This window comes from Pseudomonas sp. SA195 (genome assembly GCF_054131565.1).
Genome location: NZ_CP096392.1, coordinates 4412746 through 4424340, shown reverse-complemented (window position 1 = coordinate 4424340; position 11595 = coordinate 4412746). Strand labels below are relative to the sequence as shown.

The window sequence follows — 11595 nt, the reverse complement described above, 5'->3', positions numbered from 1 at the left end:
CCGTGGGGTGGATGTCGCGTTTGACATCCACCTTGTTGCACAGCTTCGGTGGATCGATGAGGCGTGCTCCGCCCTGCTGTTCTAACGGTCAGCTAGCCTTGCCCCCACTGCCCGCTGCGGCGCATCGCGCCCCACTGATGTTTGCGACGTGAAAACCACTGCCACAGGCCGCGACAGCGCCATAGCGTGTTGAGCTGGCGATAGCCGAAGTTCTCCAGCACGGCCATCAGAAACAGCCGAAGCATGTCGCGGCGGCGCTCGTAGACGCGGAACGACATGGTTTCCAGCAGCAGGCCGTTGACCGAGAGCAGGATGCCCATGCCGATCGCGACGAGCAGGAAGGCGGCCAGCGCTGCGTAGGACACGACGCCGAGCACGAAGCCGCCGATCATGAAGCCATAGCCGACCAGCTCGATCAGCGGCCCCAACCATTCGAACAAGGCCATGAAGGGCCATGCCAGCCAGCCAGGCGTGCCGCCGCGCAGGCTGAAGGCGAGGCGTGCGTGGCGGCCCAGGCTTTCGGCCAGGCCGCGTTGCCAGCGGCTGCGCTGGCGGCCGAGGGTGCCGAGGTCTTCAGGGCATTCGGTCCAACAGATCGGGTCGGGCAGGTAGCGGATGCGGTAGGGGATGCGGTGTTCGCGGTGATAGCGATGCAGGCGTACCACCAGTTCCATGTCCTCGCCGACGGTGTCGGTGCGATAGCCACCGACAGCCATCACCCGCTCGCGGGCGAACAGCCCGAAGGCGCCGGAGATGATGAGCACGGCATTCATCGGCGACCAGCCCAGGCGGCCAAAGAGGAAGGCGCGCAAGTATTCGACGATTTGAAAGCGTGCCAGCCAGTTACGCGGCAGCCCGGCGCGGATTAGAAAACCGCCACGCACTTCTGAGCCGTTGGCGATACGCACGGTGCCCCCGGCCGCTACAGTTCGCTCGTCCTCGAGGAAGGGCTGAACGACCCGCAGCAGGCTGTCGCGCTGCAGGATGGAGTCGGCATCCACGCCGCAGAACAGCCCGTGGCGCGCCGCGTTGATTCCGGCATTGAGCGCATCAGCCTTGCCTCCGTTGGCCTTGTCGATGACGCGCAGGTTGGCGTAGCGCCGCGAACGGTAGATCGCTAACACTGGTTGATGCTGCACGGCCTGGCGCAGGGGTTCGGGGTGCGGCACCAGCTCGAATTCTTCGATCAGAACGGCAAGGGTGTCGTCCTTGGAGCCGTCATTGATCACCACCACTTCGAACTCGGGATACTGCAGCTGCAGCATCGAACGGACCGAGGTGCGGATCGTCGCTTGCTCGTTGTACGCCGGCATCAGCACCGAGACGGGAGGTTCGACACCCAGGTAGGGCGCAATCTCGCCCGTCTCGGCGCGTTGGCGGATATAGCCCATGAGGCTGATCATCGACAGCACGTTGAGCAGCAGGTACATGCCGTTGAGCAGCAGGAAATAGAGGATGAAGCCCAGTTGTAGCCACCACAGCCAGTCAATCGTCAACGCCTGACCTCCGCAATCGCGCGGCGCAGGGCGTCCTGGCCGTAGCGGTCCTCGACCTGCATGAGCAGCGTCTGTAGCTGTTCGGGCGTGACGCCGGGGAGCCGCGCTAGACTGTCCGCGGCGGCCTGACGGACCCACCAGCTGGTATCGGCGAGCAGCGGCAGGAAGACTTCGCTATCTTCACTGCGGGCCTGCTTGTCCAATGCTTGCAGTGCCGCCAGCCGTACGTTGGGTTGGTCATGCTGCAGGGCGCGCAGGAGACGGCCGCGATCCCGTGGATCGCCCAGCTCGCTCAGGCAGCGCAGTGCGACCTGCAGCTGTTCCGGCGGCGCTTCTTCCTCCAGGCGCGCGCGTGCCCAGGGCGCGGCGTACCGGGGTTCGCCGTGAGCCAACAAGGGGATAAGCCGTTCGCGGCGTGGATCCTCCGAGCTGGTTAGGGCAATCAGCAGCGGCTGGGTCACGGTCTGCTCGCCAGCTTGCTGGCAAAGGTTGGCCAGGCGCGGTAATGCCCAGTCCGGCCGGGTCACGGCAGCAGGCAGGATCAATCGCATCGCGCGGGTGGCGTCCATGGCGATCAGGGTTTGGGCCGCGGCGAGCGAGACGGTGAGGTTGCGGCTCATCAGCAGGGGTTGCGTCGCGTCCCAGTGCGCTGGGTCTGCGAGGTTGCGCAAACAGGTCAGGCCGATCAGCTTGCTGCGCACGCGCCCCCGCAGCAGCGCCAGCGCCTGGCGGTCCATGCCGAGGGCGATCAGCGCGCGGTTCATTCGTTCACGCGCGGCGCCACGCAACTGCAGCTGGGTGCGGTTCCATTGCAGCAGAAACCACAGCTGGCGGCCGCGCGGCAGGGCGGGTACCGGCTCGGGCAGTTCATCGCCGAGCGAGCACAGCGCGAAAAAGGGCCGCCATTGGTCGTTGAATTGCTGGCGGCGGGCGGCGCGGCGCCGGGACACCTCGCCCAGCAGCATCACTTGCACCATCACCAGCATGGTCAGCGCGCCCAAACCCAGCGCGCACCAGAGTGCCAATTGCAGGATGCCGTCTTCTGGCCAGATCGACAGCCAGGCTTGGGCGGGTAGCTCGCACAGCCAGGGCGGGCATTGGGTGATCAGGTCAGAAAGCATGCCGCAGACCGATCTGCAGCCAGCGCCGCGTGTAGTAATCGCCCTGCTCGTGATGGCCCAGTTCCCAGGTCAGCGCCCAGCGGCTGTCGAGCCAGTGGCGCCCTTGCAAGCTGATGGCTCTGACGTCGCTGGTGATCAGTTGCTGTTCCTCGACGGCCTCTTCCTCGCCCGCGGTCAGGCGCAGGCCAGCGTAGCTCAGGCCGCCATAGAAATAATCCAGCGCAACGTCGTGGCCGATGGGCGTGCCGGCGTTGGCGACATCAGTGATGTTCAGCGTGTAACCGGCGCGCCAGGCGCCCCAGTAACGTTCAGCACTCAGCGCCAGGCGATCGACGCGCGTCGTCTCGTATTCGGTTCGGCGGATACTGGCGGCACCGAGGTAGCCCGCGGGCAAGCGTCGCTGCAGACGCAGGTCGGCATGCCATTCGGGCAGAAAATAGGGCGACGGCTGGAAGCCGACTTCCGGCTGCAGCGTCCAGTTCTCGTCGAGCGCAATCACCGCGCCGGCCTCGACGCCTTCGTCCCACTCGCCGAAACGTTGCTCGCGCAGCAGGGCACCGTACCAGCCAAGGCCCTCCGGCTGGGTCGAGGTGTAGTCCAGGCGCTGGCTGCGCCAGTCGTCGAAGCCGTTATCGAGCCAGTCCTGGCGGGCCGACAGCTCCAGCTCGTGACGACGTTGGGTCGGCACCGTGGCGACCGGGCTGGTCGTGGTCACCGGCGAAGTCAGCGCGGCGCGTGCCTGCTGGATGACCTGCTGGACTTCGGCATAGTCCGGCGCGATGGCGGCGGCGCGCTCCAGCGGCTCCAGCGCCGCTTGCGGGCGACCGGCCCAGAGCAGCGCCTGACCCTGGCCGAGCAAGTAGTCGGCATTGCCGGGCTCCTCGCTCAACAGGCGCTCGTAGAGGGGCAGTGCCTGTTCGGGGCGGCCCTGCCAGGCATGAACCCGTGCCAGCAGAAACAGCGCCTCGCCATCGGAAGGTTGCTCGGCCAGGTGGGCGCGCAGCGTGGCTTCGGCGGCGTCGAGCTGCTCTGCTTCTACCTGCTGCCGCGCGGTGGCGACGTCGGCCAGGGCCAGCGGGGCGAGCAGGGCGGCGGATGCGGCAACGGCCAGGCAGGCTCCTCTCATCGCGGCCGCCTCATGAGGCGGCGGATGCGGGCGAGCAGCTCCTCGGGCTGGAAGGGCTTGGTTACGTAATCATCGGCGCCCAGTTCCAGGGCGCGGACGATGTCCACTTCGCGGGCTTTGGCGGTGAGCATCAGCACCGGCACGCTTTCCCAGCCCGGCTGTGCGCGCAGGCGTTCGACCAGTTCGAGCCCATCGTGGTAGGGCAGCATGATGTCCATCAGTGTGAGGTCTGGCGGCGCTGAGTTGGCCAGCTTGTCCAGTGCTTGGCGCCCATCGGCGGCGTGCTCGACGCTGAATCCGTGCCGCTCGAGCATGAAACGGATGAGGAAGGCGATGTCCTCCTCGTCCTCCACCATCAGGATGCGCGGGTTGGCGGATTCGCTCATGCATTGACCTCGTCATGTTCCGGTAGCTGGCCGGGTGGCCAGTGGTGCAGCAGTTGCTGAATCAGCGCGGCCAGTTCGTTGCCGTCGTGGCGTGACTTGACCAGTTGGCGCAAGGCCAGGCGGCTATCGTGCACAGGGGAATCCATTGCCGAAAAAATGATGACTGGCGGCGGCGGAAGCGTTTGAGCCAGTTGGTCGAATAATTCACTGCCGTCTCCATCTGGAAGCATCAGGTCGATAATCGCCAGGTCGAAGTGCTCGCGGTCGATCAGCCGGCGCGCCTCGGCCAGTGAGCCGGCGCCTTGTAGGTCGATCTCCAACGGCTCGACCAGGCGCGCCAGCAACACGCGCAAGTCCTCATCGTCTTCGACGTGAAGCAAGCGCGGGCGTTCGCTTTTGCTCGCCAGGCACGCACGCACCACGTCCATCACGCGCGACGGATCGATCGGCTTGTGCAACCAGTCGATCACGCCCACCGCGCCGCCACGCAGCACGCCATCGTCATTGTCACGTCGTTGCGGCTGCAGGCTGACGATCAGCACCGGCAGGTGGCGATAGGCGCTCTGGCTGCGCAGGTTCTGCAGGAAGGCGATGCTGTCCTCGTCGCTCAGTGCCGGGCTCAGGGTCAGCGCCTGAATGCTGAACTCGGCCAGGAGCTCCCGTGCCTGCAAGCCCGTCTCGGCGACCAGCGTGGCGTAGCCGTGCTGCTGCAAGGCCGAGGCCAGCTGTTCGGCGGCCGAGGGATCGGGTTCGAGCACCAGGATCCGCGCCTGGCGCCGCGCCGCCGGTGGCTCGGGGACCAACAGCGGTGCCGGTTTAGCCGGGCCGGTCGGTTGCGCCGGGGTCAACTCCAGCGGCAGGCGCAGCCAGAAGCGGGTGCCTTGGCCTTCTTGCGAGTCGAAGCCGATACGTCCGTGCATCTGTTGCACCAGCGAGCGGGTGATTGCCAGGCCAAGGCCGGTACCGCCGCGCTTGCGGGCATCCGACGAGTCGGCCTGGGCAAACCGTTCGAAGATTCGCGACCGAAAACTCTCCGGAATCCCTTGCCCGCGATCCTGAACGCCCACTTCGAGCGTGTTCCCGTCGCGGCGCAGGTCGACGCTGACCACGCCGCCGGCAGGTGAATGCTTGATCGCGTTGGACAGCAGGTTAGCCATTACCTGCACGAAGCGATCCGGGTCGATGTTCACTTCGGTCGGCATTGTGTCCGCCGGCAGGTCGAACACGAGGCTGACGCGATACTCGTCGCCGTATGGCTTGAGATCGGCCAGGGCCTGCTCGATCAGCGCCCGCACGTCGCAACGGCTGAAATGGAACGGCAAACGGCCGGCTTCGAGCTTCTCGATGTCGAGGATGTCGTTGATCAGGCGCACCAAGCGCTCGCTGTTCTTATGTGCGATGTCGAGGAGCGGACGGGCGCCGTCGTCGATCGCCCCGGCCACGCCGCCGACCAGCATGCCGAGGGCGCCGCGAATGGCGGTCAACGGTGTGCGCAGCTCGTGGCTGACGGTAGAAATGAACTCGGTCTTCATCTGCTCGATGCGGCGACGCAAGGATATGTCGACCGCGACCGTGACCACGTAGCAGGCGCCGTCGGACAGCGTCATGGGCCGCTTGACCACCTGCAGCCAACGCTCGTGGCCTTGCGTGTCGGTCACGTTGACCTCGGTGATGCGCAGCTCGCCACTGCCGCAGAGCAGGTCGGTTTCGCCTTGCAGTAATGGCAGCACGAGGTGCGCCTGTGCGATTTCCTCGCTTCGATGCCCCTCGATGGTTTCCGGTTGGCAGCCCAGCAATTCGGCGAAGGCGGTGTTGCAGAGCAGGAAACGACCCTGGTCGTCGCGCACGAAGATCTGGTTTTCATCAGTGTCGACGACCCGCCGCAGAAAGACTTTCTGGTCCTCGAGTATGTCCCGGTTGCGCTGCAGTTCGGTGATGTCCCGCGCGATGGCCAGATGGTCGCCCAGCCCGGTCGGGGCCAGGCGTACCTCGAAGGTTCGTTGGCCATCGATCTCGCACCAGTTGGTCTCGCGCAGCTCGAGCGAGTGGTCGGCCTGGTCCAGCAGATTGATCAGCACGGGCTCGATCGCGGCGGGGGCCGGTGTGCGCGTGCCGTTCGTTGCAGACAGCGCGGTTACCCGGCGCTTGGGGTCGAGCGCGTAGAGGTCGTCGGGGATGGCCTGCAGCAAGGCGCCGAGCCGGGCTTCTCCGGCCTGCGCCTTGACCGCCAACGCCTGGCGGATGCTCAGGTTACGGCGGATTGCCCACATCGCAGCGAGGAACAGCGCGGCGATCAGCAGCGTGCCGATCACGGCGAGGTGGCGGCTGCGGTCGAGCGTATCGGCGACGGCCTGGTTGGCGGCGGCCAGTCGCTGGCGCTCGCGCTGTTCCACCGCGTTCAGCAGGACGCGCAGGCGGTCCATGATCTGCTTGCCGCCGGCGCGTTGCAGGCGCTCGGCTGCCGCCTGCAGGCCCAGTTCCCGGCGCGCCTGGATATTCGCGTCGGCGATCACCAGCCGTTCGGCGATGTTGCGGTCGAGTTGTTCGAACCAGCGCTGATCGGGGAAATCACGTTGCGCGACAAGGGGTTCGAGGCTGCGACGGTGCGTCTCGATTTGCTCTAGCCCGATCTCGTAGGGCTCCAGGTAGCTCGGCTCGCCCGTCAGCACGAACCCGCGTGAACCGGTTTCGATGTCTTGCAGCGAGGACAGCATGGCCTGGGCCGCGGTAATGATTTCCAGGCTCTGGCTGACCGACTGATTGGTCTCAAGGACGGCATCTTGGGTGCGCTTGCCTTGCCAGCCCAGCGCGACGAGCACGATGAACGCGGATAGGAACGCGAGCGAGTGCCAACTAATCGCAGGTCTTGCAGGCAAAACCGGACTCCTTCAGCAGGGCGGTGCGCCGTATTGGAGCACAGGCTTCTACAGGCGCCAACACGGCAGGCTAGAGCCGGTGATGCGCTAGCCGGCCCTGCTCAGTGTAGTTGGAGTCGCGCGAGAGGGAAGCGGTTCGCTCGCGGCCGATCCGTTCTACCGTGCGATTCGCACCTGGTTGCGCCCGTTGTGCTTGGCCTCGTAGAGCGCCTGGTCGGCCTGCTCTAACAGGCTACCCGGTGGGACGCTGCTGCCGGCTTCGCTGATGCCGGCGCTGAGCGAGACGCTGAAGGTGCGATCACCGGCGTGGAAGGTCAGCGCGGCGAAGCGCTGGCGGATCTCGTCGAGCACCCGCTGAGCCTGCTCGGCGGTGCAGTCCGGCAGGACTGCCACGAACTCCTCGCCGCCGTAGCGCCCGAGGCTGTCGATACGGCGCAGGCGCTGGCGCAGCAGGTTGGCGAGCGAGCGGATGACGTTGTCGCCGGCGGCGTGGCCGTACTGGTCGTTGACCCGCTTGAAGTGGTCGAGATCGATCATCACCACGCTGGCCGGCTTGCCGTTGCGCTGCGCGCGCTGCACTTCGAGCGCGACCTGTTCCTTGATGTCGGCGTGCTTGAGCAGCCCAGTCAGGCTGTCGCGAGCCAGTGCATTGCTCAGCGAACGCGCGCGCTTGGCGTGGGAGAACACTGCGGCGATCAGGGCGTTGTCGCTGATCGGTTTGGTGATGAAATCGTCGCCAGCCTTGAGCAGCGCGGCCATTTGCCGGTTGATGTCGGTTTCCGCGGACAGGTAGATGATGGTCACGCGCAGCCATTCGGCGTGCAGGCGGATCATCTGCGCAAGCTCCGGGCCCGAACAGCCGGGCATGTTGACGTCCAGCAGCAGCACTTCCGGGTTGAAGGTATGCAGCGTCTCGAACAGCTCGCTGGGGTCGTTGAGGATCTCCACCAGCATCTGCGAATTGCGCAGGACGAGGCTGTAGCGGGCGGCCAGGTCGGCATCGTCGTCGACGATGAGGATGCGGTACGGCTCACTCAGCTGCAGATTGAGGCAGTGCTCGAGGCTGTTTTCCAGCGCGGTGATGTCCACCGGTCGAGTGAAATAGCCGTGGGCGCCGGCTCGTACGGCCGCGAGCTGGCTGTCGAAGTCCAGGTGCTGGCTGATCACCATCAGCGGCACCGGCGCGGTCAGCGCGTGTTGCAGGTCGGCGATGGGCTGCAGCTCGCCATCGTGCTGGCTGACGATCAGCGCGTCAGGCCGTTGCGCGAGCATGGCGGCTTCCAGCGTGCCGAGCTCGGCGAACTGGAGCATGTCGTACCCGAAATTGCCGAGGGTCTGGCACATCTGCTCGCCGGCCTGGCGGTCCGCTTCGAGCAGGTAGACGCGGCAGCCGGCCGGGTGTGACGCCTCCGGGTCGGGCAGCTTGGCCGTGGGGTTGGCGGGTGCGGCCAGGGCTTGCGTCACCCATTGCTCGACCAACTGGGCGAACTCGCGTAACGCCTGGCCGCCCGGCTTGGCGGCATCCAGCCAGCGGTCTGCGCCTTGTTCCAACTGCCGTGCCTGCTGGCCGAGCGTGGCGAAGCCGAAGGTGCCAGCGGCGCCAGCGAGCCGGTGCAGCCGCTCGCGGATCTCGCGCACGCTTTCGCGGCGCTGCTCGTGTTCCCGGGCCTGTTGCAGCTGCCCGGCGAGGGCGGCCAGTTCCGGAAGTTCCTGTTGCAGGCGTTCGGCGAATCGGTCGGTCAGGGCCTGCAGTTGGTTGAGCAGCGTGTCACTGCCATCAGTCATGCTCTGTTTCCCATATCTCGTTCAGCTGTGTGGCCAGTTGCAAGGGATCGAAGGGTTTTTGCAGCAGCTTGCGCACGCCCAGCGTGCGCAGCTCGGCGAGTTCGGCGGGCTGGTTCTGGCCGGTCAGAAGGACGACCGGGATCTGCTGCAGGTCGATCAGTGTGGACATCTGACGGAGCAGCTCCAGGCCGTCCATCTGCGGCAGCAGCATGTCCATCAGGATCATGTCCGGGGCGAAGGCCTCGACCTCGTCGAGCGCCTGCTGGGCCGTTGCGCAGCTCAAGACCTGGAAACCACCGAGCTTTTCCAGCGCGATGCGCGTCACCACCTGGATCGATGGCACGTCCTCGACGTGCAGGATGCGCTTGAGCGGTTTCATCATGACGACGCCTCCTGCGGTTCACCGGGCAGTTCGAACCAGAAGCAGGCGCCGGCACCTTCGACCGAATCGAACCCGATCTGCCCGCCCATGTGCTCGATGAGTTCCTTGCTAATCGCCAGGCCCAGGCCGGTGCCGCCCTGCTGGCGTGTGTCGGACGAATCGGCCTGGGCGAACTTGCTGAAGATGCGGTCTCGGAAGGCGTTCGCGATGCCGGGGCCCTTGTCGCGCACGCTGACGCGCACACCGCCGTCAGCGCAGGGGTTTGCCCAGAGTTCGATCGACTCCCCGCGAGGCGAAAATTTCGCCGCGTTGGATAGCAGGTTGCTCAGTACCTGCTGCAGGCGCATGGTGTCGACCTTGACCTCCACCTCCGGGCTGTCGCCGAGCAGGATGCTGACGCCATAGCTGTCGGCGTAGCCTTGATTGCTGCGCACCGCCTGTTCGAGCAACGGGCGCAACGGCTGTACTTCCAGTTCGAAACGCATCTTGCCGGCATAGAGTTTGTCGATGTCGAGCAAGTCGTCGATCAGTGCGCTGAGACGCTTGCTGTTCTGGTGGGCGATGTCGAGCAGCTCGACCAGCGCTTCGGGCACCTCCCCCATGACACCCCCGCAGATGAGCCCGAGCGAGGCGGTGATGGATGTCAGCGGCGTGCGCAGTTCATGGCTGACAGTTGAAACGAAATCACGCTGCAGTATTTCGATCTGCTTGCGTTCGGTGATGTCATGCAAAACCACCACGGCGCCGCTCTGCTCGCCGTTGGAGGCATACATCGGGTCGGCGTTGGCCAGCAGGTAGCGTGGCGTGCCATTTGCGACGATGGTCATCTCGAGATTGCGAATGCGCTCGCCGCGCAACGCCCTCATCAACGGAACTTCATCGGCGCTGAGGAGCGTTTCCCCATCAGCATGAAACAGCTGGTAGTGCTCGGCCCACCGTTCCGGCGGGACGTTCTGCACATCAAGCCCGTGCCACATGCGGGCGGCGTTGTTGAATAGCGTCAAATGGCCTTCGGCATCGCAGGCCACCACGGCTTCAGACAGAGCGTCGAGCAGCCGGCGGTTCATCTCCTGCTGCTTGTCCAGTTCGAACTGTTCGGCTTTGCGTTCGGTGACATCGGTGACCAGCCCATGCCAGAGCACCGAACCGTCAGCCTGGCGCAGCGGCGTCGCACGCGCCTCGACCCAGATCAGGCCCTTGCGTGGGTGCTCGATGCGGTGCTCCTGATGCCAGGGCGATAGCGTGTTGGCGGCCTGGCGGATGCTTTGCAGGACGCGCGTCCGGTCGTCCGGATGGATCTTGTTGTAGACCGGGCCGATGCTCGGGTCCATCTCCGAGGCATTGAGGCCGTAAATGTCCTCGACGCCCTCGCTGACATAGGGAAAGGAACTGTTGCCGTCCGGTCGCCAGCAGAACTGGAAGAGCATGCCCGGTACCTGGGCGGCGATCTGCTGCAGGCGCAGCTGCAAGTGCTCCTGGTGGGCCAGGTCGTAGGCGCTGACGACGTAACCGCGCAGCAGCTCGCGCTCGTCATGGATGGCCGAGACGTTCAGCAGCACCGGCACGTTGCCGCCGTTGCGGTGCAGCAGCCGCCACTCGCGCATCTCCCGGCGGCCTTCGATGAGCGGGGCGGTGAGCACGCCGAAGCCGGGCTCGACGGTTTCGCCCAACTCGTTGCTGAGGATTTTCGCGCGGCGGCTCAGAGCGTCGCGCGGGAACAGCATGTCGGTCAGCGATTGGCCGATCAGCATGGGCTCGGAATAGCCGAACAGGCGCTCGGCCGTCGGATTGGCACCGGAGATGCGCCCGTCGGCGGACGTGACCAGCATGGCGCTGGCCGCGCTGTTGAGCAGTGCTTGCTGCATGGCCGCCTGCTCGGCATAGCGGTGCGACTGCAGGCGCTCCTCGAACAGCCGCATGATCTGCCGGCTCAGCGTGGCCAGCGCCTCGCGCTGCTCGGTGCTGAGGCGGCGCGGTTTGCGGTCGATGACGCACAGGGTGCCCAGGTTGTAGCCGTCCGGCGTCGTCAGCGGCGCGCCGGCGTAAAAGCGGATCTTCGGATCGCCCTGGACCAGTGGGTTGTCGCAAAAACGCTGATCCTGCAGCGCATCGGTCACCTCGAAAACCTCCGGGCCCTCGATGGCGTGCGTGCAGAAAGAGATTTCGCGTGGCGTTTCGCTCGCCTCCAGGCCCTGGCGGCTCTTGAACCACTGGCGGCGATCATCGAGCAGCGAGATCAGCGCGATGGGCGTCTGGCAGATGTATGACGCGAGGTGGGTGAAATCGTCGAAGGCCGATTCATCCGGTGTGTCGAGGATTTCGTAGCGCAGCAGGGTGGCCAGCCGGGACAACTCGCGCGGCGGGGTCGGTACGCTGGTCGGCGTCTCGTCTGGCTTCATGTGGCTACCCTGCCTCGCGTGCTC

General features: G+C 65.8%; 8 protein-coding genes. All 8 read right to left on the bottom strand.

What is annotated here, in order from left to right; translation table 11 throughout:
* Positions 1 to 92 precede the first annotated feature (92 nt).
* A complete protein-coding gene (locus M1D78_RS20580; RefSeq protein ID WP_437421801.1) occupies positions 93 to 1496 on the bottom strand; it encodes a glycosyltransferase family 2 protein in 1404 nt (467 codons plus the stop codon).
* Positions 1493 to 2617 (bottom strand): HEAT repeat domain-containing protein, encoded by a 1125-nt coding sequence (locus M1D78_RS20575; protein WP_437421800.1) that lies wholly within the window; start codon positions 2615 to 2617, stop codon positions 1493 to 1495. The genes M1D78_RS20580 and M1D78_RS20575 overlap by 4 nt, the downstream gene beginning before the upstream one ends.
* Positions 2607 to 3743, bottom strand: coding sequence for a YaiO family outer membrane beta-barrel protein (locus tag M1D78_RS20570; protein WP_437421799.1), 1137 nt, complete (start codon positions 3741 to 3743; stop codon positions 2607 to 2609). The genes M1D78_RS20575 and M1D78_RS20570 overlap by 11 nt, the downstream gene beginning before the upstream one ends.
* Entirely contained in the window at positions 3740 to 4129 is a 390-nt protein-coding gene (locus M1D78_RS20565; RefSeq protein WP_437421798.1) for a response regulator transcription factor, read from the bottom strand. The genes M1D78_RS20570 and M1D78_RS20565 overlap by 4 nt, the downstream gene beginning before the upstream one ends.
* A complete protein-coding gene (locus M1D78_RS20560) occupies positions 4126 to 7005 on the bottom strand; it encodes a CHASE3 domain-containing protein (RefSeq protein ID WP_437421797.1) in 2880 nt (959 codons plus the stop codon). Before M1D78_RS20560 ends, M1D78_RS20565 begins: the two co-directional genes overlap by 4 nt.
* A gap of 156 nt (positions 7006 to 7161) precedes the next feature.
* Positions 7162 to 8790 carry a diguanylate cyclase gene (locus tag M1D78_RS20555; protein WP_437421796.1) on the bottom strand — a complete coding sequence of 543 codons (1629 nt, stop codon included), beginning with the start codon at positions 8788 to 8790 and terminating at the stop codon, positions 7162 to 7164.
* Positions 8783 to 9169, bottom strand: a complete 387-nt coding sequence (locus tag M1D78_RS20550; RefSeq protein ID WP_437421987.1) for a response regulator — start codon at positions 9167 to 9169, stop codon at positions 8783 to 8785. The genes M1D78_RS20555 and M1D78_RS20550 overlap by 8 nt, the downstream gene beginning before the upstream one ends.
* Positions 9169 to 11571, bottom strand: coding sequence for a PAS domain S-box protein (locus tag M1D78_RS20545; protein WP_437421795.1), 2403 nt, complete (start codon positions 11569 to 11571; stop codon positions 9169 to 9171). Before M1D78_RS20545 ends, M1D78_RS20550 begins: the two co-directional genes overlap by 1 nt.
* Positions 11572 to 11595: the final 24 nt, after the last annotated feature.

Bases quoted from the DNA above. Each gene is read 5' to 3' on its own strand.
- M1D78_RS20575 (WP_437421800.1), bottom strand. From the start codon at position 2,617: ATGCTTTCTGACCTGATCACCCAATGCCCGCCCTGGCTGTGCGAGCTA.
- M1D78_RS20570 (WP_437421799.1), bottom strand. From the start codon at position 3,743: ATGAGAGGAGCCTGCCTGGCCGTTGCCGCATCCGCCGCCCTGCTCGCC.
- M1D78_RS20565 (WP_437421798.1), bottom strand. From the start codon at position 4,129: ATGAGCGAATCCGCCAACCCGCGCATCCTGATGGTGGAGGACGAGGAG.
- M1D78_RS20555 (WP_437421796.1), bottom strand. From the start codon at position 8,790: ATGACTGATGGCAGTGACACGCTGCTCAACCAACTGCAGGCCCTGACC.
- M1D78_RS20550 (WP_437421987.1), bottom strand. From the start codon at position 9,169: ATGAAACCGCTCAAGCGCATCCTGCACGTCGAGGACGTGCCATCGATC.
- M1D78_RS20545 (WP_437421795.1), bottom strand. From the start codon at position 11,571: ATGAAGCCAGACGAGACGCCGACCAGCGTACCGACCCCGCCGCGCGAG.